General features: G+C 72.8%; 21 protein-coding genes. 10 read left to right on the forward strand and 11 right to left on the reverse strand.

The window, feature by feature from the left end:
- The first annotated feature begins 16 nt into the window (after positions 1 to 16).
- On the forward strand, positions 17 to 1,012 hold the full coding sequence (locus tag DEJ47_RS03065) for a fibronectin type III domain-containing protein (RefSeq protein WP_223828211.1): 996 nt from the start codon (positions 17 to 19) through the stop codon (positions 1,010 to 1,012).
- On the opposite strand, the gene DEJ47_RS03070 is transcribed toward DEJ47_RS03065, so the two are convergent.
- Entirely contained in the window at positions 979 to 1,572 is a 594-nt protein-coding gene (locus DEJ47_RS03070) for a PadR family transcriptional regulator (RefSeq protein ID WP_150164666.1), read from the reverse strand. The genes DEJ47_RS03065 and DEJ47_RS03070 overlap by 34 nt on opposite strands.
- 108 nt (positions 1,573 to 1,680) lie before the next feature.
- On the opposite strand from DEJ47_RS03070, the gene DEJ47_RS03075 reads away from it, so the two are divergent.
- The 4 genes from DEJ47_RS03075 (at position 1,681) to DEJ47_RS03090 (ending at position 4,910) form a co-directional block, all read left to right on the forward strand.
- On the forward strand, positions 1,681 to 2,124 hold the full coding sequence (locus tag DEJ47_RS03075) for a nuclear transport factor 2 family protein (protein WP_223828212.1): 444 nt from the start codon (positions 1,681 to 1,683) through the stop codon (positions 2,122 to 2,124).
- A 160-nt stretch (positions 2,125 to 2,284) separates the two neighbouring features.
- Positions 2,285 to 2,791 carry a hypothetical protein gene (locus DEJ47_RS03080; RefSeq protein WP_150164670.1) on the forward strand — a complete coding sequence of 169 codons (507 nt, stop codon included), beginning with the start codon at positions 2,285 to 2,287 and terminating at the stop codon, positions 2,789 to 2,791.
- A gap of 200 nt (positions 2,792 to 2,991) precedes the next feature.
- Entirely contained in the window at positions 2,992 to 3,759 is a 768-nt protein-coding gene (locus DEJ47_RS03085; protein ID WP_150164672.1) for a sugar phosphate isomerase/epimerase family protein, read from the forward strand.
- A complete protein-coding gene (locus tag DEJ47_RS03090; protein ID WP_150164674.1) occupies positions 3,756 to 4,910 on the forward strand; it encodes a Gfo/Idh/MocA family protein in 1,155 nt (384 codons plus the stop codon). The genes DEJ47_RS03085 and DEJ47_RS03090 overlap by 4 nt, the downstream gene beginning before the upstream one ends.
- Before the next feature lie 27 nt (positions 4,911 to 4,937).
- On the opposite strand, the gene DEJ47_RS03095 is transcribed toward DEJ47_RS03090, so the two are convergent.
- Positions 4,938 to 5,471, reverse strand: a complete 534-nt coding sequence (locus DEJ47_RS03095; RefSeq protein ID WP_150164676.1) for a PadR family transcriptional regulator — start codon at positions 5,469 to 5,471, stop codon at positions 4,938 to 4,940.
- A 41-nt stretch (positions 5,472 to 5,512) separates the two neighbouring features.
- Complete coding sequence (locus DEJ47_RS03100; protein WP_150164678.1) at positions 5,513 to 7,534, reverse strand: NADPH-dependent 2,4-dienoyl-CoA reductase; 2,022 nt, start codon at positions 7,532 to 7,534, stop codon at positions 5,513 to 5,515.
- Between the two features lie 193 nt (positions 7,535 to 7,727).
- On the opposite strand from DEJ47_RS03100, the gene DEJ47_RS03105 reads away from it, so the two are divergent.
- Positions 7,728 to 8,225, forward strand: coding sequence for a methylated-DNA--[protein]-cysteine S-methyltransferase (locus DEJ47_RS03105; RefSeq protein ID WP_150164680.1), 498 nt, complete (start codon positions 7,728 to 7,730; stop codon positions 8,223 to 8,225).
- A gap of 16 nt (positions 8,226 to 8,241) precedes the next feature.
- Here DEJ47_RS03105 and DEJ47_RS03110 read toward each other — a convergent pair whose 3' ends face one another.
- From DEJ47_RS03110 to lnt, 5 genes are all read right to left on the reverse strand, one after another.
- A complete protein-coding gene (locus DEJ47_RS03110) occupies positions 8,242 to 8,916 on the reverse strand; it encodes an alpha-ketoglutarate-dependent dioxygenase AlkB (RefSeq protein WP_150164682.1) in 675 nt (224 codons plus the stop codon).
- A complete protein-coding gene (locus DEJ47_RS03115; RefSeq protein ID WP_150164684.1) occupies positions 8,904 to 11,267 on the reverse strand; it encodes a phosphoketolase in 2,364 nt (787 codons plus the stop codon). Before DEJ47_RS03115 ends, DEJ47_RS03110 begins: the two co-directional genes overlap by 13 nt.
- A gap of 230 nt (positions 11,268 to 11,497) precedes the next feature.
- Positions 11,498 to 12,685, reverse strand: coding sequence for a methyltransferase (locus tag DEJ47_RS03120; protein ID WP_150164686.1), 1,188 nt, complete (start codon positions 12,683 to 12,685; stop codon positions 11,498 to 11,500).
- Between the two features lie 43 nt (positions 12,686 to 12,728).
- Positions 12,729 to 13,211 (reverse strand): NUDIX hydrolase, encoded by a 483-nt coding sequence (locus tag DEJ47_RS03125; protein WP_150164688.1) that lies wholly within the window; start codon positions 13,209 to 13,211, stop codon positions 12,729 to 12,731.
- Positions 13,212 to 13,330: 119 nt separating this feature from the next.
- Entirely contained in the window at positions 13,331 to 14,944 is a 1,614-nt protein-coding gene (lnt, locus tag DEJ47_RS03130; RefSeq protein ID WP_150164690.1) for an apolipoprotein N-acyltransferase, read from the reverse strand.
- Between the two features lie 234 nt (positions 14,945 to 15,178).
- Between lnt and DEJ47_RS03135 the strand changes: the two genes are divergently transcribed.
- Positions 15,179 to 16,237 (forward strand): O-antigen ligase family protein, encoded by a 1,059-nt coding sequence (locus DEJ47_RS03135; protein WP_150164692.1) that lies wholly within the window; start codon positions 15,179 to 15,181, stop codon positions 16,235 to 16,237.
- Positions 16,238 to 16,300: 63 nt separating this feature from the next.
- On the opposite strand, the gene DEJ47_RS03140 is transcribed toward DEJ47_RS03135, so the two are convergent.
- A complete protein-coding gene (locus tag DEJ47_RS03140; protein WP_150164694.1) occupies positions 16,301 to 16,849 on the reverse strand; it encodes a hypothetical protein in 549 nt (182 codons plus the stop codon).
- A gap of 74 nt (positions 16,850 to 16,923) precedes the next feature.
- Positions 16,924 to 17,712 (reverse strand): glutamate racemase, encoded by a 789-nt coding sequence (locus DEJ47_RS03145; protein ID WP_150164696.1) that lies wholly within the window; start codon positions 17,710 to 17,712, stop codon positions 16,924 to 16,926.
- A 58-nt stretch (positions 17,713 to 17,770) separates the two neighbouring features.
- Between DEJ47_RS03145 and DEJ47_RS03150 the strand changes: the two genes are divergently transcribed.
- Positions 17,771 to 18,970, forward strand: a complete 1,200-nt coding sequence (locus tag DEJ47_RS03150; protein WP_150164698.1) for a glycosyltransferase — start codon at positions 17,771 to 17,773, stop codon at positions 18,968 to 18,970.
- A gap of 4 nt (positions 18,971 to 18,974) precedes the next feature.
- Here DEJ47_RS03150 and DEJ47_RS03155 read toward each other — a convergent pair whose 3' ends face one another.
- Complete coding sequence (locus DEJ47_RS03155; RefSeq protein ID WP_150164700.1) at positions 18,975 to 20,264, reverse strand: TerD family protein; 1,290 nt, start codon at positions 20,262 to 20,264, stop codon at positions 18,975 to 18,977.
- A 282-nt stretch (positions 20,265 to 20,546) separates the two neighbouring features.
- Here DEJ47_RS03155 and DEJ47_RS03165 point away from each other — a divergent pair, with 282 nt between their 5' ends.
- Both DEJ47_RS03165 and DEJ47_RS03170 read left to right on the forward strand, forming a co-directional pair.
- Positions 20,547 to 20,972 (forward strand): DUF6643 family protein, encoded by a 426-nt coding sequence (locus tag DEJ47_RS03165; protein WP_150164704.1) that lies wholly within the window; start codon positions 20,547 to 20,549, stop codon positions 20,970 to 20,972.
- Between the two features lie 288 nt (positions 20,973 to 21,260).
- Positions 21,261 to 21,866, forward strand: coding sequence for a hypothetical protein (locus tag DEJ47_RS03170; protein WP_150164706.1), 606 nt, complete (start codon positions 21,261 to 21,263; stop codon positions 21,864 to 21,866).
- Positions 21,867 to 21,920 lie beyond the last annotated feature (54 nt).

Genomic DNA, 21,920 nt, shown 5'->3' on the forward strand with positions numbered 1-21,920 from the left:
GGAAGGCAGCAGCACCGTGCGACGGATCCCCCGCCCGTCCGGCCATCCGGCCCCGCCGGCCCTGCTCACCCTCATGGCCGTGACCGCCGCCGCCCTGGGCGGGTGCGCGTGGGGCGGCGGCACCGAGGACACCAGTGCCCCGGCGGCGCCCCGCGGCCTCACCGTGCAGGCCGGCAGCTCCACCACCGCCCACGTCATGTGGAACCAGGCCACCGACGACACCGAAGTCACCGCCTACGAGGTGTACCGCGACGCCAAGAGGGTGAAGGAGGTGCCGGGGCGCGAGTCCATGGTGGACGTCGTCGGCCTCGAACCGTCCGCCACGTACCGCTTCACCGTCCGCGCCCGCGACGCCGAGGGGAACGTCAGCGAGGACAGCAAGCAGCTGACGGTCACGATGCCCGCCGCGACCGCCGCCGACCGCAAGCCCCCGTCCCGGCCGGAGCGGCTGAAGGGCGAGGCCGAGGGGAGCCGGGCGGCGATGCTCTCGTGGAGCAAGTCGTCGGACGACAACAAGGTGGCCTCGTACGAGATCTTCCAGGGGGGCTCGAAGATCCACAGCGTGGGCGGGAACCAGACCGCGACCCTCGTCACCGGCCTGCGGCCCGGCACCGACTACACCTTCACCGTCAAGGCGCGGGACGCCGCCGACAACTTCTCGCCCGCGAGCAGCGAGGTCCGCGTCAGGACCGCGCCGGGCAAGGACTCGGGGCGCGGCACCGCGCCGACGGGGTTCCGCGCGGGCACGCACCGCGCCGACGGGGCGTACTACATCGACCTGGCGTGGACCCCGCCGCGCACCGGCGGCGCCGTGGCGGAGTACCAGATCCAGCTGGACGGGCGCACCGCCACCTCGCTCGTCTTCGGTGGGACGGCGCCCACCGACAAGGCCGAGCACAGCTTCTACATCGGCAAGAAGGCCGGGGAGCGGCACCGGGTGCGCATCCGGCCGAAGCTGCCGGACGGGACCTGGGGCGGCTACTCCCCCGAACGGACCGTCACCACGGGCTGATCGCGGCGATCGCGGCGTTCGCTCAGCAGGGCCGCCGCGCGCCGGCACCAGTCGCGGGACTCGCGCTCGAAGGCGAGCCCGCGCAGGCACGTCAGATAGGGTCCGACGCGCTCGCCGGTGCGCAGGAACTCGTCCTCGTCGGCGCCGCCCCGCAGCCGCACGAGGAGCTTCTCCAGGACCTCGATCTTCGCGTCGGCGACCGCCGCCCTCTCCGTGAGCTGCTCGATCACGGGCGCGGCGGCGACGCCGTCGACGGCCTGCACCTTGACGAGCAGGTCGTCGCGGATGAAGGACGGCTTCGCGGCCCGCGCGGCGAACCGCTCCATCTCCGCGAGGCCCTCGTCGGTGACCCGGAACAGCCGCTTGTTGGGCCGCCCTTCCTGGACGATCTCGCGCCCGGTGACCAGGCCCTCCGTCTCCAGCTTGGCCAGCTCGGCGTAGAGCTGCTGGGGAAGCGCGTGCCAGAAGTTGGCCACGCCGATGTCGAAACCCTTCGCCAACTGGTATCCGCTGTACTCGCCGTCCAGCAGTGCCGCGAGCACCGCGTGCCGCAGAGCCATCCGTCGGGCCCCTTCCCTTTCGGCTCTTCCCTTTCACCGTCCAGCACCCTCATCATAGTCATCAATGTGACTAGTCAGATTGATGACTATGGGCCGATGGAGGACTTCGTGAACCGGACCGCTACCCATCCCACCGCCGCGCGCTTCCGCGCCCTCGTCGAGCAGGGCGATCTCGGCGCCCTGGAGGAGTTGTTCACTCCGGACGTGCGGCTCTACAGCCCGGTCAAGTTCACGCCCTTCGAGGGGCGGCCCATGGTGCTCGGTCTCTTCGGCGTGCTGCTGCGCACGTTCGAGGACTTCCGGTACGTGGGTGCGTACGCCGGGCAGGCGCGGACCAGCGTCGACGGCACGGAGGCCGAGTCGAACGTGCTGCTGTTCCGCACCACCGTGAACGGCAAGGAGATCCACGGCATCGACCTGCTGCACTTCGACGAGGAGGGGCGGATCAAGGAGTTCACGGTGATGGTGCGCCCGCAGTCGGCGGTCCTTGCGCTCGGGCAGGCGGTCCACGAGGGACTCGTCGCGGCCGGGCTGGCCCCGGCCCCGCAGTGAGGCGTCTGCGCCGGACGAAGGATTCCGTCACCTGCCCGGCGGCCGTCCGCATGCGGTCCCCGGCCGCGCCGCGTTGGCTCTTCGTCAGGTAGCACGGGCCGTTCCCCGACTCCGGCGGCGCATGGGTTGTACCGCCTCCCGTGCACCGGAGGGCAGACTCATGCGTACCACTCGGATAGGCGTCCGTACCGGCCTGATCGCCACTGCCGCGGCGCTGCCGCTGCTCCTGGCCGCGCCGTCGGCGTCCGCTGCCGGCGACCTCACCGTCACCGCCACCGGTTCCACCGTGCGGGCCACCACCGGCGCGTGCACCGACGGCGGCACGGCCTCGCTGATGAACCCCGCCAATGCCAGCTTCGCCGGAGGCCAACAGGCGGAGCTGGTCAACGGCAGCGCGACGTGGCAGAACGTCGGCGCCGGTTCCTACACCGTGCTCGTCTCCTGCAAGGACGGCACGTCGGTCGGGCCGCAGACCGTCGCCGTCGGCGCCGCGCCGACGACCTCCTCGACGCACGCGCCCGCGCGCGGCGTCCGTGGCGGGCTCGGCGGCGGCACGGAGGACCGGGGCACGCTGACGCTCGTCGGCGGCGGGACCCTGGTGGCCGCGGCGGCGCTCGGCGGCGGCATCTGGTACCTGCGCCGTCGCGCGTCGGCCGGGCGTACCTGACGGGCGTCGGGACCACGACCGGCGCGGCGTCCCGGACGCCTCGGACTGCCGCCCATCCGCCACCACCGCGGGTGGGCGGCAGCCGCGTGCGGGGGCCCCTGCCCGTGCGGTGAGGCGCACTTGCCCGCGCGCCCGAGGCACCCTTGCCCGCCCCACCGAACCGACTTACCGTCCTCCCAGCCGACAGGGAGGGCGCGTTCATGCCACGACCGCTCAGCGTTCAGCTCTACACCGTGCGCGATCAGCTCGTCGCCGACCGGGAGGGGACGCTGCGCCGCCTCGCCGGTCTCGGGTACGGCGCCGTGGAGGCGTACGACGTGCTCGGCGACCCGAAGGGGCTGCGGCGGATCGTCGACGACCTCGGGCTCGCCGTGTCCGGCACGCACACCGTGCAGCTGCTCGGCCCGGAACCCGGCCCCGTCCTCGACGCGGTGGCGACGCTCGGCACCGATCTGGCGATCGTCCCGGCGGGCATCCCGCCCGAGGAGTTCACCTCGCGCGACGGCCTGGCACGGACCGCAGACCGCCTCAACTCCCTCGCCGACGTGGCCGGACGGCACGGCATACGCATCGGTTACCACAACCACTGGTGGGAGATGGAGCCCCGCTTCGACGACGGAGGAGCGGGGCTCCTGCACGCCGTCGACCTCCTCGCCGGCCTGCTCGACCCCGCCGTCTTCCTGGAGGTCGACACCTACTGGGCGGCGGTCGGCGGCGCCGACGTCCCGGCGCTCCTGCGGCGCCTCGGCGACCGCGTGTGGGCCCTGCACCTCAAGGACGGGCCCGGCACGAAGGAGGACCCGAACGTGGCGGTCGGCGGCGGCACCATGCCGGTGCCGGAGATCCTCGCCGCCGCACCGGACGCCTTGCGGATCGTCGAGTTCGACTCCTGCGCGGGCGACGGCGACACCCTCTTCGACGAGCTCGCCGCAAGCCGCGTCTATCTCGCCTCGCTGGCGGCGGCATGACCGCGGCACCCGGGGGCGCGGGACCCGTCGGCGTCGCCGTCGTCGGAGCCGGTGTCATCAGCGCCCAGTACCTGAGTACGGTGAGCCGGTTTCCTGACGTCCGGATCGTGGCCGTCGCCGACCTCGACGAGGAGCGCGCCGCCGCCGTGGCCCGCACCCACGGCATACCCGTGTCCGGCGGCCCCGCGGACGTGCTGGCCCTCCCCGAGGTGGAACTCGTCGTCAACCTCACCGTGCCCACCGCGCACGCGCGGGTGGCGGCGGCCGCCCTGCGCGCCGGGAAGCACGTCTACGGCGAGAAGCCCATCACGCTCGTCCCCGCGGAGGCGGAGAAGCTGCTGGCCGAGGCCTCGGAGCGCGGGCTCCTCGTCGGGAACGCGCCGGACACGTTCCTCGGCGCGGGCCTGCAGTCGGCGCTGCGCGCCGTCGCGGCCGGGCACATCGGCGCTCCCGTGGCGGCGACGACGGTCACGCAGGGCCTCGGGCCGGAGGCGTGGCACCCCGATCCCGCGTTCTTCTATCAGCCGGGCGCGGGCCCGCTCTTCGACCTGGGTCCGTACTACCTGACCTCGCTCGTCGCCCTGTTCGGCAGCGTGGAGCAGGTGGCCGCGACGGCGGCGCGCGCCCGTGAGGAGCGGGTCGTCGGTTCGGGGCCGAAGGCGGGGCAGGCGTTCCCCGTCGACGTACCGACGCATGTGTCGTCGCTCCTACGGTTCGCCTCGGGGGTGCGCGCCCACTCGACGTTCAGCTTCGACTCGGCACTCCCCCGCATCCGGTTCGAGATAACCGGCACTGAAGGCACGCTGTCCGTGCCCGACCCGAACACGTTCGGCGGCCCGCTGAGGCTGCTGCCCAACGGTTCCGGCACGTGGCGTGAGCTGCCCGTGCGGGGGCGGACCGACGGGCGGGGGCTCGGCGTGGTCGACATGGCGCGGGCCGTGCGCGGCGGCGGGCCGCACCGGGCGTCCGGCGCGCTCGCGCTGCACGTCCTGCAGACGATGACGGCGATCACGCACTCCGCGGACCGGGCGGAGTTCGTGCCGCTCGCCGCGCAGGTGGTGCCGCCCGAACCGCTGCCGGAGGACTGGGACCCCGAGGAGCCGACCCTGGGGGCCGGAAGCCGCGGCCACGGGGAGGGAGCGTCGCCGTGACGGTCGCAGCCGCGAGCCCATCGAGGGCTACGGCGCCTCCAGCTCCTCGATCGTCCGCGTGAGCCACTGCGTCCAGAACGTCTCCAGGTCGATGCCCGCGCGCAGCACCACATGGCGCAGCCGGTCCTCGACGGCGTCCTTGCCCGGCGGGAAGTCCCGCTGCTCGATCTCCTCGTACTCGGCCAACTGCCGCCGATGGAGGTCGAGATGGCGGTGCAGGTCCTCCCGGATGCCCTGCGTGCCGACGACCGCGGCGGCGCGCAGGCGCAGCAGGAGCGTGTCGCGCAGCGGCTTGGGGTCCTGGCTCGCCGCCGTCCAGCGGGCCAGTTCCTCGCGGCCCGCCGGCAGCACCTCGTACTCCTTCTTCTGCCCGCGCGTCGCCCCTTGCCGCGGCAGTGCGCGGATCGCGCCGTCCCGCTCCAGCCTGCCCAGCTCGCGGTAGATCTGCTGGTGCGTGGCCGACCAGAAGTAGCCGATCGACTTGTCGAACCTGCGGGTCAGTTCGAGGCCGGACGAGGGCTTCTCCAGGAGGGCGGTGAGGATCGCGTGCGGGAGTGACATGCGGCAATCCTAGGGACGACGGCCCGTGCCGCGGGGCCGCCTCACAGCGCGGCGGCCAGCTCCGTGCCCTGCTTGATGGCGCGCTTGGCGTCCAGTTCGGCGGCCACGTCCGCGCCGCCGATGAGGTGCACGGCGACTCCGGCGGCGACGAGTTCCTCGTACAGGTCGCGGCGCGGCTCCTGGCCGGAGCAGAGCACGACGGTGTCGACGGGGATGACGGACGACTCGCCGTCGACGGTGATGTGCAGGCCCGCGTCGTCGATCAGGTCGTAGCTGACGCCCGCCACCATGGCGACGCCGCGGTGGCGCAGTTCGGTGCGGTGGATCCAGCCCGTGGTCTTGCCGAGGCCCTTGCCGACCTTGGACGTCTTGCGCTGCAGCAGGTGGACGGTGCGCGGCGGCGTGGGCCGCTCGGGCTTCGTCAGGCCGCCGCGCTCACGGTAGTCCATGTCGACGCCCCACTGGCGGAAGTACGTCGCCGGGTCCAGGCTCGCCTTCTCGCCGCCGTCGGTGAGGAACTCGGCGACGTCGAAACCGATGCCGCCCGCGCCGATGATCGCGACGCGCTCCCCCACGGGTGCCTCGTCGCGCAGCACGTCGAGGTAGCCGACGACGCTGGGGTGGTCGATGCCCGGGATATCGGGGGTGCGCGGGGTGACGCCCGCGGCGACGACGACCTCGTCGAAGGCGTCCTGGGCGAGCTCGTCCGCGGTGACGACGGTGTTCAGCCGGACGGTGACCCCGCGCAGGTCGAGCTGGGTGCGGAAGTAGCGCAGGGTCTCGTCGAACTCCTCTTTGCCGGGGATCTTCCTGGCGACGTTGAGCTGGCCGCCGATCTCGTCGGCGGCGTCGAAGAGGGTGACGTCGTGGCCGCGTTCGGCGGCGGAGACGGCGAAGGCGAGGCCGGCGGGGCCCGCGCCGACGACGGCGAGGCGCTTCCTGGTGCGGGTGGGCGAGAGCACGAGCTCGGTCTCGTGGCAGGCGCGCGGGTTCACCAGGCAGGAGGTGATCTGCAGGTTGAAGGTGTGGTCCAGGCAGGCCTGGTTGCAGCCGATGCAGGTGTTGATGGCCTCGGGCCGCTCGTCCTTCGCCTTGTTGACGAAGTCGGGGTCGGCGAGCAGCGGGCGGGCGAGGGACACCATGTCGGCGGCGCCGTCGGCCAGCAACTGCTCGGCGATCTCCGGGGTGTTGATGCGGTTGACGGTCACGAGCGGCACGGAGACCTCGCCCATGAGCTTCTTCGTCACGAAGCTGTACGCGCCGCGCGGCACCGACGTGGCGATGGTGGGGATGCGTGCCTCGTGCCAGCCGATGCCGGTGTTGATGATGGTCGCGCCCGCCGCCTCGATCTCCTTGGCGAGGTGGACGACCTCTTCGAGGGTCGAGCCGCCGGGGACGAGGTCCAGCATGGACAGGCGGTAGATGATGATGAAGTCGGCTCCGACGCGTTCGCGGGTGCGGCGGACGATCTCGACGGGGAAGCGGATGCGGTTCTCGTAGGAGCCGCCCCAGCGGTCGGTGCGCTGGTTGGTGGGGGCCGCGATGAACTCGTTGATGAGGTAGCCCTCGGAGCCCATGACCTCGACGCCGTCGTAGCCGGCGGACTTGGCGAGCTCGGCGGCGCGCACGAAGTCCTCGACGGTCTGCTCGACCTCGTCGTCGGTGAGTTCGCGGGGCGCGAACGGGCTGATCGGGGCCTGCAGCGCGCTCGGGGCGACGAGCTTGTCGTGGTAGGCGTACCGCCCGAAGTGCAGGATCTGCATCGCGATCCTGCCGCCCTCGGCGTGCACGGCGGCGGTGATCGCCTCGTGCTCCTTCGCCTCGGCGTCGGTGGTCAGCTTGGCGCCGCCGTCCCAGGGCCTGCCGAGCTCGTTCGGGGCGATGCCGCCGGTGACGATGAGGCCGACGCCGCCGCGGGCGCGGGTCGCGTAGAACTCCGCCATCCGCTCGAAACCGCCCGGCGCCTCTTCCAGGCCCACGTGCATGGAGCCCATGAGGACCCGGTTGGGCAGGGTGGTGAAGCCCAGGTCGAGCGGGTTCAGCAGGTTCGGGTAACGGCTCATGCGGCCCCTCCGTACGCGGTGTCTACGGAAGCATTTGTAGACCAGCGCGAGGCCGGTATGCAACTAGTTGCATAAACGTGAGCAGTATCTCGCCGGTCGTGGGAGCGTCCAGCGCCATGTCCGAATCCCGCCAGCCGCGCCCTCCCGCGAGACGCAGACTGGAGACAGGAACCGAACGGTGGAGGAGAGTCCGATGACGGTCTACGCGACGATCGACAGCCCGCTGGGCGAGCTGCTGCTGGTGGGCGAGGAGTCGCCCACCGCCAAGGGCGGCACCGCGCTGGTCTCGCTGTCCGTGCCGGGCCAGAAGGGCGGCGCCGTCGTCCGGGAGGACTGGGTCCGCGACGACGCGGCGTTCGATGCGGTCGCCGCACAGCTGCGGGCGTACTTCGCCGGGAGCCTCACCCGCTTCGACATCGAGTACGCCGCCGGGGCGGGCACCGACTTCCAGCGCAAGGTCTGGGAGGCCCTCGACACGGTCCCCTACGGCACCACGACCACCTACGGACGGCTCGCCGAGCGCCTCGGCCTCTCGCGCGCCGCGGTCCGCGCCCTCGGCACCGCCATCGGCCGCAACCCGCTCCTCGTCGTCCGCCCCTGCCACCGCGTCATCGGCGCCGACGGCTCCCTGACCGGGTACGCGGGCGGACTGGAGCGCAAGCAGCTGCTCCTCGACCTGGAGACGGCGTGACGAGACGGCGTGCCTCTCAGGCCCTGCCCTCGTCCCCGGCCACGCCGAGTCCGCTGACCCGCAGCGTGATGTTCAGCCTGCCGGTCAGCCCCAGCGCGGGCGGCGCGGTGCCGGGCAGCACCCGCGGCACCCCGTGGTACGCGAGGCGCGAGGCCCCGCCGAACACCACCAGGTCGCCGCTGCGCAGCTCGACGTCCGTGTACGGCTTCGTGCGCGTCCGCGTGTTGCCGAAGCGGAACACCCCCGTGTCCCCGAGGCTCAGGGACACCACGGCGGCCTGCGACTTCTCGTCGCTGTCCCGGTGCATGCCCATCCGGGCGTCGGCGTCGTAGAAGTTGACGAGGGCGATGTCGTACGGCTCCTCGACGGCGTGACCGGCCGCCGCGGCGCCCGCGCGGCCCAGCTCGGCGAGCCACGACGGCATCGGCTTCACCGGGGCGCCGTCCCCGTCGACGACGGTGCGCGCGTACCCGTACGGATACCAGTGCCACCCCAGACACACCTGCCGCGCCGTCATCGCGCCGCCGCCCGGCGTCCGGACCGTGCGCAGTCCGGCGGGCGGCCGGGCCCACTCACGGCACGCCTCCAGGAGCCGCAGCTGCGCCTCCGGTGCCAGCCAGTCGGGCAGGTGCACCGCCCCCGGGCCGAGGACGGTGCGGGCCCGCGGAAACAGCTCGTTCAGTACGGCCACGTCCAGTCGGCGACCTCGGGCAGGTCGATGCCGTGCTCGCGGATCCAGGCGTGGTGCCGCGTGCGGGCGTCCGCCATCGCCTGGCGCACCGCCGTCGCGCGCACGGCCAGGCCCGGAACGCGGTCGACGACGTCCATGACGAGGCGGAACCGGTCGAGGTTGTTGCGCACGACCATGTCGAAGGGCGTCGTGGTCGTGCCCGCCTCCGTGTACCCGCGCACGTGCAGGTTGGCGTGGCCGGTGCGGCGGTAGGCGAGGCGGTGGATCAGCCACGGGTAGCCGTGGTACGCGAAGATCACCGGCTTGTCGCGGGTGAAGAGCGCGTCGAACTCGGAGTCGGCCATGCCGTGCGGGTGCTCCTCGCGCGGCATCAGTCGGGCGATGTCGACGACGTTGACGACCCGCACGGCGAGCTCCGGCAGGTGCTCACGCAGCAGCGCGGCGGCGGCGAGCACCTCCTGCGTCGGCACGTCACCGGCGCAGGCCAGGACCACGTCCGGGTCGCGCGTGCCCTGCTCCGTTCCCGCCCACTCCCAGACGCCCGCGCCGCGCGCGCAGTGGGCGCGGGCTTCGTCCAGGGAGAGCCAGTCGAAGCAGGGCTGCTTGCCGGCGACGACGACGTTGACGTAGTCGCGGCTGTGCAGGACGTGCTCGGTGACGGACAGCAGGGTGTTGGCGTCCGGCGGCAGATAGACGCGTACGACGTGGGGGCTCTTGTTCAGGACGTGGTCGACGAAGCCCGGGTCCTGGTGCGAGAACCCGTTGTGGTCCTGGCGCCACACGTGCGAGGTCAGCAGGTAGTTCAGCGACGGCACGGGCGCGCGCCACGGCAGCGCGCGCGAGGTCTTCAGCCACTTGATGTGCTGGTTGACCATCGAGTCGACGATGTGCACGAACGCTTCGTAGCAGGAGAACAGGCCGTGACGGCCGGTGAGCGTGTACCCCTCGAGCCAGCCCTGGCAGAGGTGCTCGGAGAGCACCTCCATGACCCGGCCATCGCGCGCGAGGTGCTCGTCCGTGTCGAGGGTGCGCTCCTGCCAGACCTTGCTCGTGACGTCGTACAGCGCGCCGAGCCTGTTGGATTCGGTCTCGTCCGGGCCCACGACCCGGAAGTCCCTGCGCTGCGCGGTGTCCGCCATGACCTGAGCGAGCAGGGCGCCCGCGATCCGGGTCGGCTCATGCAGTGTCGTGCCCGGCTTGTCGACGGTGACGGCGAAGTGTTCGAGCGGCGGGACGGGCAGCCGGCGGGTGAGCCTGCCGCCGTTCGCGTGCGGGGTGGCGCCGAGCCTGCGCTCGCCCTCGGGGACGCACGACACGACCTGCTCGCTCGGGCGGCCCTCGGCGTCGAAGAGCTCCTCGGGCCGGTACGAGCGCAGCCACTCCTCCAACAGCCGCAGGTGGTCCGGGTTCTCGCGGACCCCGGACAGCGGCACCTGGTGCGCGCGCCACGTGTTCTCGACGGGCTCGCCGTCCACGGCCGCCGGGCCGGTCCAGCCCTTGGGGGTGCGCAGCACGATGACCGGCCAGGGTTCGCGGCCCTGGGCACCGTCGGCGCTCCGGGCGGCCTCCTGGATGGACCTGATGCGGTCGAGGGCCCGGTCCATCGCAGCGGCCATCGCCTGGTGCATCTCGTGCGGCTCGTCACCGGCGACGTAGATCGGCTGGTGTCCGTAGCCCTTGAGGAGCGCGTCGAGCTCGGCTTCGGGGAGCCGGGCGAGGACGGTCGGGTTGGCGATCTTGTAGCCGTTGAGGTGGAGGATCGGCAGGACCGCACCGTCGTGCGCGGGATCGTGGAACTTGTTGCAGTGCCAGGATGCGGCCAGCGGCCCCGTCTCCGCCTCGCCGTCGCCGATCACGCAGGCGACCAGGAGGTCGGGGTTGTCCAGGGCGGCTCCGTAGGCGTGCGCGAGCGAGTAGCCGAGCTCGCCGCCCTCGTGGATCGAGCCCGGCGTCTCGGGCGCCACGTGGCTGGGCACGCCGCCGGGGAAGGAGAACTGGCGGAACAGCTTCGCCATGCCCTCCGCGTCCCGTGTGATGTCCGGGTACGTCTGCGTGTAACTGCCCTCCAGCCAGGAGTTGGCGAGCACGGCGGGCCCGCCGTGGCCCGGGCCCCACACGCACAGCGCGTCCAGATCCCGCTCCTGGATGACGCGGTTGAGGTGGGTGTGGACGAAGTTGAGACCGGGTGAGGTGCCCCAGTGCCCGAGCAGGCGCGGCTTGATGTGCTCGGGCCGCAGGGGCTCGGTCAGCAGGGCGTTGTCCATCAGGTAGATCTGGCCGGCGGCCAGATAGTTGGCGGCGCGCCAGTGGGCGTCCAGTGCCGCCAGGCGGTCCTTCGCCACGGGTGCCACAAGGTCCTCCTCGCGAGGTTCGGTGCGTACGGCTGCGGTCGGGGTGTCCCGCGGGTTCCACGGGAAGGGCGGGTCAGTCGTGCGGGGCGCCCATGGCTTCTCCGCGTCCAGCACATCAGCCGTGCGGGACGCCCGCCACCGGGACCACGACGCTGCCACCGTTCGTACGCCCGCGGGAGGGCCGAACAGGCCCCGAAGGCCGAAGGGGGGCCTGGGTCCGGAGGAGGGGCTCAGCGGCCGCCCTTCACCGCCCGCAGCAGAACGAACTTCGGGTCGCTCGCGACGACGTCCGCGTTGCCGAAGACCTTGCGGAGCTTGACGTGGTAGCCGAGGTGCCGGTTGCCGATGACCCACAGCTCGCCGCCGGGGCGCAGCGCGGCGCGGGCGCCGGTGAACATGCGGTGGGCGGTGGCACCGGTCGTGGCCTGGTGGCTGTGGAACGGCGGGTTGTTCAGGACGACGTCGACCGTCCCCGGCGGTACGGCCGACAGGGCGTCGCCCGCCACGAAGTGGGCCTTGGCTCCCTCGGCGGCGTTGGCGCGGAACGTGGCCTCGGCGGACGCGACGGCCTGGAAGGACTCGTCGATGAAGGTGACCGTGGCGTCGGGGTCGGCGACGGAGGCGGCGGTGCCGAGCACGCCGTTGCCGCAGCCCAGGTCCACGATGTGGGCGCCGCCGCGGGCGCGCGGCAGGTGCTTGAGGAAGAACCGGGTGCCGATGTCGAGGCGGTCGGCGCAGAAGATGCCCGCGTGGTTGACGACGGTGAGGCCCGCGCCGGCCCCCGCGTCGGCGGGCAGCACGTAACGGCCCGGCCAGGGACTGGTGCCTGCCGCGCGTGCCGGGTCGGGGGCGCTGAAGACGAGCCGCGCCTTCTGGCGGGCCAGGGAGGTCCTGGTGGGCCCGATGATCCGCTCGAAGAGCTCCAGCGTCGACGTGTGGATCTCGGTGACCATTCCGGTGCCGATGACGGCCGTGCCTTCGTGCAGGGCGGGCGCGAGCCGGTGGAGCTGGTCCTCCAGGAGCGCGAGGCTCTTCGGTACGCGGACGAGGAGCACGTCGACGCGTGCGGGCGGCGCGTCCCTGGTCGTCAGGAGTCGTGCCGCGTCCGGCGCGTGACCCGCGCGCGCGAGGTTGGCGCGGGTCGCCTGCTGCGCGAGGAACGAGTCGGTGATCTGCACCGGTACGCGCGCGTGCCCGGCGAGCGCGGTGGTCAGCGCGCCCCACCGGTCCCCGAGGACCGCCACCGTCCCGGAGAGGCCGACGGTCGCGGGGAACCCATCGGGCGCCGCGTCCTCGTCGCCCGCCAGGTGCCGCAGCAGATAGGCGTCGGCGGCCGACCAGGCGCGCAGCTGGTCGCGGGGGTCCTCCGGGAAGCGGGTGAGGTCGTACGCGCCCCATGACGTGCTCAAACGGTTCATCGTGCCCTCAGGCTAACGGAGAGCGCGCCGATGGCTCACCGGGTCACTGTCCCGCCGGTACCGGCTCGAACCAGGTCGGCTCGTCCGCGAGCGCCCGCTTGATCCGGGACAGCGAGAACTCGTGCAGCGCGGGCAGCGCGTCCACGTCGAACCAGGCGACGTCCAGCGACTCGTCGTCGTTGACCCGCGCCTCCCCGCCGACGGCGCGGCAGCGCAGGGTGATGTCCATGTACTGGCACTTGTCGCCGTTGTCGTAGGTCACCGGTTCGAGGGCCTGGACCAGGACGACGCGTTCGGGCACGCAGTGCACGGCCGTCTCCTCGTACACCTCGCGCACCGCGCACTGCGCGGGCTGCTCGCCCGGTTCCGGGATGCCGCCGATCGCCGACCACCTGCCGTTGTCGGAGCGCCGTCCGAGCAGCACCCGCCCCTCGTCGTCGAAGACGATGGCGGTGACTCCGGGGAGCCAGAGAAGCTGCTGGCCTGCGTCGGCGCGGATGGTACGGATGAAATCAGGAGTAGCCATGCTCCGACCCTAACGGCGCCGCGCCGCCGACCAGTCGGGGGCGGGGGCCGGCGATCCGGGCCCCGCGCGCGGCAGTTGCCGCGCGCGTCCGGCACAGGCTGTTGCTTCCCGGCGCTCCGCTACCTGCCGGCGCTCCGCCGGGCCCGCGCCGCCGATGTGACGGCCCAGCCGAGACCGCCCGCGGCGATCAGGACCAGGATGCCTTCGGGGAGCACACCGAGACGCGTCGCGGGGGTCCGCGACGAGCGCAGCGGGACCTCCTCGACGAGCGAGTCGGCGGTGTACCACGTTGTCTTCGACCTGATCTTCCCGTCCGGCATGATGACGGCACTGACACCGCTGGTCACCGGGACCGTGACGGCGCGGCTGTGCTCGACCGCGCGGATGCGGGACATCGCGAGCTGCTGGTAGGTCATCTCGCTGCGGTCGAAGGTGGCGTTGTTGCTGGGCACGGAGATGATCTGCGCGCCGTGGGTGACGGTGTCGCGCACCGCCCAGTCGAAGGCCGCCTCATAGCAGGTCGCGATGCCCACCTTCGTCCCGGCCATGGTGAAGACGCCGGGGTCGGTGCCGCGGCTGAAGTCCCTGCGCACCTTGTCGACGTCGCTGCTGAACGCGCCGACCAGGGAGCGCAGCGGGATGTACTCGCCGAACGGCTGGATCTGCCGCTTGTCGTACGTGTCCGTGGGTCCCTTCTCGGGGTCCCAGAGGATCTGTTCGTTGTAGAGCCTGCCGTTCTTGTTCTCGACGACCCCGCCGACGGAGACGGGCGCGCCGATGGCCTTGACGGCACCCTCGATCGCGAGGCGCGCGTCCGGGTTGGCGAAGGGGTCGATGTCGGAGGAGTTCTCCGGCCACAGGACGAGATCGGGGCGCGCCACCTTGCCGGCCTTCACCTCGGCGGCGAGGCGTTCGGTCTCGCGCACGTGGTGATCGAGGACGGCGCGGCGCTGGGCGTTGAAGTCGAGGCCCGCGCGCGGGACGTTGCCCTGGATGGCGGCGACGGTGGCCGTGCCGTCCTCCGCCTCGTCGCTGACGAGCGGGCGCGACACGAAGGCGCCGAGGACGGGGACGAGCACGGCGAGCGCCGCGACGGCCACCGCGCCGCGGTGCGGGGCACGGGTGGCGCGTACGTCGACGACCTGACGCACGACCTCGTGGAGCCCGAAGCCGCACAGGACGACCGCGAAGCCGAGCACGGGGGTGCCGCCGAGCGCGGCGAGCGGCAGGAACACGCCGTCCGCCTGGCCGAAGGCGATCTTCCCCCAGGGGAATCCGCTGAACGGCACACGTGCGCGTGCCGCTTCTCCGGCGATCCACAGGGCGGCCGCCCAGAGCGGGTATCCGGGCAGGCGTGAGACGGTCGCGATGCCCGCGCCGACGAGGGCGACGAAGACGGCTTCGACGGCGGCGAGGGCCAGCCACGGTCCTGGCCCGACCTCGACGCCGGTCCATACGAGGAGCGGCAGGAGGAAGCCGAGGCCGAAGAGGTAGCCGAGGCCGAGGCCCGCCTTCCAGGTGCGGCCGCGCAGACACCAGGCGAGGGCACCGAAGGCGGGGAGCGCCAGCCACCACAAGGTGCGGGGCGGGAAGCTGACGTAGAGCAGCACTCCGGAGAGGGCCGCCACGGCGGCGGGCACGAACCGGCGCAGGAGGCGGGTGGCGCGGGAGGCCTGCGGGGGCCGTGGATCGAGCTGATCCGGCTCGTCTACGGGAGTGGTGGTGGCGGTCACTCGGGGAGTGTACGGCGCGTCCCGCGGGCGCCGACAGCTCGGTCGGCGGGGCGGCAAAGGGGCCCCTGCCGGTCCGCCCCGGGGCCGGCTCGACGAATCGTTCCTGCACAACTGGTCCCAAAGCGGGGCGTCAGCCGTTAGCGTGTGGCCGAGTCCCCGAGGCCCGTCCGCTCCACGTCACCGTGGGGCGTTCCCGTGCCGGTGGGGGCCCGTCACATACCGGGGGGCGACGGGGTGGGGTCAACGGGTACGGCCGCTTCGGCCTGTCCGGAAGCGGCACACGAGCGGCGGAACGCGTCCGACGCGACGGGCGGGGCGCTGCTCGGCGCCTGTGCGGCGTGGGCGCTGATCACCGCGGGCGTGCACGGCGGCAGCCCGGAGGGGATGCTGCTCGCAGTCCTCGCCGTGGCCGCGGGGTACGCGGGCGGACGGATCTGCGGGGCACTGCTCCCCGTCGCCGCGCCGTGTGCGGGCGCGCTCGCCGGACTCGGGCTCGCCGTGGCGGCGCCGCGGCTCACGCTCAGCCCCTCCTCTCCCCTGGGCCACACCGGCGCCACCGCCGCCCTTCTGATCCTCTCGGCCGGTGCGGCGTGCTGTGCGGCCTGGGCGGCCCGTACGCCTTCGCTCCGCCTGGCGCTGCGGCTGCTCGCCGCAAGCATCGCGGGTGTCGCGGCGGTCCTCGGCTCGCCCGTCGGCTGCGCAGGCTCCGTCATGGTGCTGCTCTGCTCGTTGGCGGCGGCACGGCTGCGCAATCGAGCTCCGGGCATCATCGGGCTCGCCGCCGCGGCGGTCCTGGTCACGGGCGTGTCCCTGGCTCTGGCGGACGATTCGCTCCCGGAGGGCCTGACGGCGCCGCTGGAGGGCAGCGTCGGCCACCACCGCGTGGTGCTGTGGAAGGACGCGCTGAGCCTCGCCGAGCGGGAGCCCGCCATGGGGGTGGGACCGGGCCGGTTCGGCGATGTCAGTCCCGTCGCCGCCGACGACCTCGTCACGGACGGCAAGCCGCACTCGGCGACGCTGCAACAGGCGTCGGAGCAGGGGTTCGTCGGGGTGGCGCTGCTGGCGGCGGTGTTCTGCTGGCTGCTCCACGCCCTGTGGCGCTCCCCCGGTTCCACCCAGGTGGTCCTGTCGGCGGGGGCGTCCCTCACGGCACTGACGGCCGTGGCGGCAGTGGGCAACGCGCTGAGTGTGACGACGGTGACCACGGGAGCGGGCCTCCTGGCGGGCATCGCCACGGCCCGCCCTCTGGCCACAGGACTCCACGGGGAGGACGCCGTCGCACAGCCCGAGTGAGTCCGGCACGACAACGCCGCGAGGTGCGGCCCCGCCGCCCTGCCGCGACCCCCGCGCCGGGCGTCAGCTCGTCGTGCCTCTGAGGCGGAGTCGCGCTCTGATGGCCCGGACCGCCGACTCCGCGTCGTCGACCGTCACCGTGAACTTGTGGCCGTCGCCCAGGCTGAGCACCAGGCCCTCGCCGCGCCGGACCACGACGGCGGTGCCCTTCTCCGGGCGCCAGCGGTATCCCCAGCCGCCCCACTGCCGCGGCGTCACCGCGGGGGCGAAGTCAGCACCGACGACCTGGGAGAGCGGGATCAGGCGGCGCGGCAGGCCCAGGTGGCCACAGCGCACCTCCAGGTAGTCCTTCTCGACCTTCACGGCCACGTGGACGAAGGCGAGCGTTCCGAAGAGCATCAGGAGCCCTGCCGCGATGCACCCGACGACGGACATGACCAGCGGCAGGATGCCCGAGGTCCACATGGAGTCGACCGCGAGCTCGATGCCGAGCGCCAGACAGGCGGCACCGGCGCAGGCCAGGAGCCACTGGACGCGGTTGGTCGCGCGGCCGGTCCAGACTTCGTGCGGGCTGTCGGATGCGGCCCGCTCTTCGGGGGCTTGGTCCTTCATGCTTCCGAGACTACTCAGATTCCGCCGCGAGGCCACCGCGTCACGGAGAGCGACCGCGGACCCGGGCCTCCGGGTCAGAGCGCCGGGCTGGTCTCCGCGAGCATGCGGCCCTCGGCGTAGGCGAGAGCCGCCGGGGGCAGCTGCTCCTCACGTCCGCTGAGCAGGACGGTCAGTCCGGGCACCGCGTCCGTGGCGCCTATGTTGGCGCCCGCCCTGCGCAGAGCCTGCGCCGCCACCGCTCCGGCCGAACCGTGCAGGACGAGGGGCGGCTGTCCGGGCTGCTGGACGGCGGCACGGATACGCTCGGCGACCAGCTCGTAATGGGTGCACCCCAGGACGACGGCCCTTACATCCGGGGGCGTGAGGGCTGCCGCGGCGGCGATCGTCTCGTCGATGGCCGCCTCGTCCGCGTACTGCACGGCGTCGGCGAGCCCGGGACACGGCACCTCGGTGACGGCGACGCCGTTCGCGAAGTCCTCGATGAGCCCGCGCTGGTAGGGGCTGCCGGTGGTGGCGGGCGTGGCCCAGATGGCCACCGGCCCGCCGCCCGCCGCCGCGGCAGCGGGCTTGATCGCCGGTACGGTCCCGATGACGGGGAACTCCGACTCGAAGCGGGCCCGCAGGGTGGGCAGCGCATGCACGGAGGCCGTGTTGCAGGCCACGATCAGCGCGTCGGGTCGGTGCGCGGCGGCGGCCTCCGCGACGGCGACGGCGCGTGCGGTGAGGTCCTCAGGCGTACGCGGTCCCCACGGCATGCCGTCAGGGTCGGAGGAGAGAACGAGATCGGCGTCGGGCCGAAGGCGACGCACCGCGGCCGCCGCGGCGAGCAGTCCGATGCCGGAGTCCATGAGCGCGATCTTCACCCGGTCACCATAGTCGATGGGCCCCACAGGCACCGTCCCGTGGGGCAGACTTCGGCGGATGAGCGCCGTTGCGTGGACCGCCACCGGATCGCTTGCCGCGTGGCTGTGGCTTCTGTTGGGGCAGGGTTTCTTCTGGCGTACCGACGTGCGCCTGCCACCGCGCGAGGAGCCGGACGTCTGGCCTTCGGTCGGCGTCGTCGTGCCCGCGCGGGACGAGGCGGCCGTACTGGCGGAAAGCCTGCCCTCGCTGCTCGCGCAGGACTATCCGGGGCGCGCCGACGTCTTCCTTGTGGACGACGGGAGTTCGGACGGCACGGGCGAGCTGGCCCGCACGCTGGCCGAGCGGCACGGCGGGCTGCCGCTGACCGTCGGCTCCCCCGGTGAGCCGCCCGCGGGCTGGACGGGCAAGCTCTGGGCGGTACGCCACGGCATCGGCCTCGCCCGCGCGCGGGACCCCGAATACCTCCTGCTCACCGACGCGGACATCGCCCACGAGCCGGACAGCCTGCGGCGGTTGGTGGCCGCCGCGCGCGGCGGGGGCGGCAAGGGCTACGACCTCGTGTCGCAGATGGCCCGGCTGCGGGTGGAGAGCCCGTGGGAACGCCTGGTGGTCCCGGCCTTCGTGTACTTCTTCGCGCAGCTCTATCCGTTCCGGTGGATCGCACGGAAGGGGGCGCGGACGGCCGCCGCGGCGGGCGGCTGTGTCCTGCTGCGCACGGACGCCGCCGAGCGTGCCCGGATCCCCGACACCATCCGGCAGGCGGTGATCGACGACGTGGCGCTCGCGCGGGCGGTGAAGGGCTCGGGCGGCCACATCTGGCTCGGGCTCGCCGACGGCGTGGACAGCGTGCGCCCCTATCCGCGCCTGGCCGACCTGTGGCGGATGGTCTCGCGCAGCGCGTACGCGCAGCTGCGGCACAACGTCCCGCTGCTCGTCGGCACGGTCGCGGGGCTCGCCGTGGTGTATCTCGTGCCCCCGGTGGCGCTGATTGCGGGGCTTGCGACGGGCAGCCGCGCGGCGGCGGTCGCCGGTGGCCTCGCCTGGCTCGTGATGACGGCGACGTATCTGCCGATGCTGCGCTACTACCGTCAGCCGCTCACCCTCGCGCCCCTGCTGCCCGGCACCGCTTTCCTCTACCTCCTGATGACGGTGGATTCGGCGGTGCAGCACTACAGGGGACGCGGCGCCGCGTGGAAGGGGCGTACGTACACCCGTCCCGACCCCACCGCTCCGGAGCCCTCGCCCGAGCAGCCCTGAGCGGCTACTTCCGGCCCGGCGTCCAGTTCATGCCCCAGCCGTAGGCGTGGTCCATGGTGCGCTGCGGGCTCACGCCGCGGTCGGGCACCAGGTAGCGGGCCTCGCGCTGGACGACGAGGTCGCCGCCGTTGTTGGTGAGCAGGGCCAGCGCGCACACGGTCGAGGGGACCGTGCACTCGTCGAGGGAGAACTCGACGGGGGCGCCGTGCTGCGGTTGAAGGGTGACCGTGGCGTTGAGGTCGGCGAAGCTCCGCGCTCCTTCGTAAATGGTCACGAAGATGACGATGCGCCGGAAGTCCTTGATGTGGTCGAGGTTGATGGTGAGGTTCTCGCCGGTGGCGACGGCGCCGGTGCGGTCGTCGCCGTCGAGCAGGATGTACGGGGGCTGGTTGAGCGCTCCGAAGGCGTTGCCGAGGGCCTGGACGACTCCCTTGCGGCCGTCGGCGAGTTCGTAGAGGGCGCAGAGGTCGAGGTCGAGGTCGGCGTGCATGGCGACGGCCCTGCCGAGCTTGGCACCCCAGCCCTTGAACTGCTTGCGCACCTCCCAGTTGAGGTTCACGCGCATGCCGCCCGATGTGCCGCCCTGCTTGGTCAGGGAGACGGACGGCGCGTCCTTGGTCAGCGTGACCTTGGTCAGGCGCACAGGTGCGGCGGCGGCCGGCGGGGGCGGAGGCGGCGCGGGGGCGGCGGGCTGCTGGGTGACGGGGGCGGGAGGTGCTACGGGAGCGGCGGGTGCGGCGACGGGGGCCGGGGCGGCGGCCTGCTGCGGCTCGTCCACCGAGATGCCGTAGTCCGTGGCGAGCCCTTCGAGGCCGCTGCTGTACCCCTGGCCGACGGCGCGGAACTTCCAGGCGCCCTGGCGCCGGTAGAGCTCGCCGAGGACGAAGGCGGTCTCCACGGTGGCGTCCGCGCTGTCGTAGCGCGCGAGTTCGGCGCCGTTCGCTGCGTCGAGGACGCGGATGTACAGACCGGGCACCTGGCCGAACGTGCCCCCGTCGGCCGACGCGGCGAGCACGACGGTCTCGATCTCGGGCTCCACGCGCGCGAGATCGACGGTGAGCACATCGCTGACCCCGGCGCCGGAGGTCGTCTTGCCGTCGTGGCGCACCGCTCCGGAGGAGTGCGCGGGCTGGTTGTAAAAGACGAAGTCCGCGTCCGAGCGCACCTTTCCGGAAGACGACAACAGCAGCGCGGAGGCATCCGCGTCGGGCACTCCCGCCCCGGAACCCCACCCCAATTCGATCCGTACCGCGGGTGCCGGTACGGGAACATTCGATCCTTTAGACATTGTCATGTCCGCCCCCATCGCAAGTCGCCGTCCGGCAGGGCCGCCGTTTCCGTTCATGACCAACCTATTACCCGGAGCTTCGGCAGGCCCACGACCGTGCCCGCGAAGCCCCTGGGGCCAACCCCGGGTAACCCCTCAGGAGCTCGGCCTTTACACGATCCGAACATCGTTCGGCGACCGATTTTCCCAAGTTCGCTCGCATTGGGGATCCACAGCCACAGCCGACACGTAAAACAACCCTCTTATCGGTCTCCCCAACCAGCACATCTAGGGCTTAACTTATGGAGCATGACCTCCCCCCGCTCCACCTATGGCGGCGGTTACTACTCCGCGCCGTCCTTCCCGGACACTCCGATCTATGACTCCCTCGTCGCAGAGCGGGGCACTCCTCAGATCGCCCCGATCCGGGTCCCCTCCGCGTACGACACGGGCAGTCACCTGCCCGCACTGCCGGCCGCACTGCCCGCCCTGCCGGCCGCCCCGTCCCACCCCCAGCAGGGGTACGGCTACCCCCAGGCCCAGCAGCCCGCACCGCTGCAGCAGGCCCCGGCGCCGTACATCCCGCAGCAGACCGCGGGCCCGCGCGGCTACCCGGGCGCTCAGCCCCAGCGGCCGGCCCCCGGCACGGGGTACGAGGCGATGCGCCCCGCGCAGCCCCGCCCGGCCCCGTCGTCGTACGAGGATCCGTACAACCGCCCCTACCGCGGGTACTGATCGCCACCGGGTTCGAGGCGGCCAGGGGGCACGCTCCGCGTGAGGCCGCCGCCGGGCCCGCATGACGCCGGTCGCCGCCGGGTCACGACCCGGCGGCGGCTTTCGTGTGTCCGCGTCCGGTCACGAGCGCACACCCAGGCACCCGACTCGCCCGGAAAAATCCGCATCCGATACGCACACGGACTCCCCGAATGATCGATGTCCGGCGGGGAACTCGACGCCGGACCACGGACGTTGGGATCCTGGGCACGCAGCACAGCGGAGGGACGCGGAAGGGGGTGCGGGTCAGTGCGAGCAATCGTCGGCCTCTGGCGGTGGCGGCACAACCCACTGCGCCGTGGCACCGACCTGGCCGAGGCCTGGCTGGCCCTGGCCGCCCTGGTACTGATCCTCGTCGCCGTCCCGGTCGTCGGGGTCCTCACCACGAGCCTGTCGCGGGACGCCCTGCTCGCCTCGGTGCGGCAGCAGCACGAAACCCGCCACGCGGTCACCGGCACCGTCCTGCGCGAAGTCGGACACTCCCCGATCGACCCCGACCCCGAGACCTCGTCGACACGCGACGCGCACAGCCGCGTCCTGGCCCGCTGGCAGGCCCCGGACCGCACGGATCACTACGGCGTGGTGCTCTCCGACCTCAAGTCCCCCGACCCCGGCGACCACTTCCGCATATGGACCGACGAGCGCGGCAAGGTCGTCGGCCGCCCCCTGGACGGCGCGACGGCGACGACGCACGCCGTCCTGGCCGGATTCGGTGCCGCCACGGCGAGCGCCGGCCTCGTCGAGGGCGCCCGCAGGCTGATCCTCTGGCGCATGGTCCAGGCGCGGCACACACGGCTCGACCGGGCCTGGGAGAAGGCGGGACCCGACTGGGGCCGGACCGGCACCGGTTCCTGAAGCGCCCGCCCCGGCCATCAGGTCAACTCGGCCTGCTCGCGCGCGCTACGGTGG

The sequence above is a fragment of the Streptomyces venezuelae genome (genome assembly GCF_008642355.1).
Classification (GTDB): Bacteria; Actinomycetota; Actinomycetes; order Streptomycetales; family Streptomycetaceae; genus Streptomyces; species Streptomyces venezuelae_B.

What these genes read in the sequence shown, in the direction of transcription:
- DEJ47_RS03165 (WP_150164704.1), top strand. Translation starts at nt 20,547, where the DNA reads ATGACCTCCCCCCGCTCCACCTATGGCGGCGGTTACTACTCCGCGCCG.
- DEJ47_RS03085 (WP_150164672.1), top strand. Translation starts at nt 2,992, where the DNA reads ATGCCACGACCGCTCAGCGTTCAGCTCTACACCGTGCGCGATCAGCTC.
- DEJ47_RS03120 (WP_150164686.1), bottom strand. Translation starts at nt 12,685, where the DNA reads ATGAACCGTTTGAGCACGTCATGGGGCGCGTACGACCTCACCCGCTTC.
- DEJ47_RS03080 (WP_150164670.1), top strand. Translation starts at nt 2,285, where the DNA reads ATGCGTACCACTCGGATAGGCGTCCGTACCGGCCTGATCGCCACTGCC.
- DEJ47_RS03095 (WP_150164676.1), bottom strand. Translation starts at nt 5,471, where the DNA reads ATGTCACTCCCGCACGCGATCCTCACCGCCCTCCTGGAGAAGCCCTCG.
- DEJ47_RS03100 (WP_150164678.1), bottom strand. Translation starts at nt 7,534, where the DNA reads ATGAGCCGTTACCCGAACCTGCTGAACCCGCTCGACCTGGGCTTCACC.
- DEJ47_RS03090 (WP_150164674.1), top strand. Translation starts at nt 3,756, where the DNA reads ATGACCGCGGCACCCGGGGGCGCGGGACCCGTCGGCGTCGCCGTCGTC.
- DEJ47_RS03140 (WP_150164694.1), bottom strand. Translation starts at nt 16,849, where the DNA reads ATGAAGGACCAAGCCCCCGAAGAGCGGGCCGCATCCGACAGCCCGCAC.
- DEJ47_RS03070 (WP_150164666.1), bottom strand. Translation starts at nt 1,572, where the DNA reads ATGGCTCTGCGGCACGCGGTGCTCGCGGCACTGCTGGACGGCGAGTAC.
- DEJ47_RS03105 (WP_150164680.1), top strand. Translation starts at nt 7,728, where the DNA reads ATGACGGTCTACGCGACGATCGACAGCCCGCTGGGCGAGCTGCTGCTG.
- DEJ47_RS03125 (WP_150164688.1), bottom strand. Translation starts at nt 13,211, where the DNA reads ATGGCTACTCCTGATTTCATCCGTACCATCCGCGCCGACGCAGGCCAG.
- DEJ47_RS03155 (WP_150164700.1), bottom strand. Translation starts at nt 20,264, where the DNA reads ATGACAATGTCTAAAGGATCGAATGTTCCCGTACCGGCACCCGCGGTA.
- DEJ47_RS03150 (WP_150164698.1), top strand. Translation starts at nt 17,771, where the DNA reads ATGAGCGCCGTTGCGTGGACCGCCACCGGATCGCTTGCCGCGTGGCTG.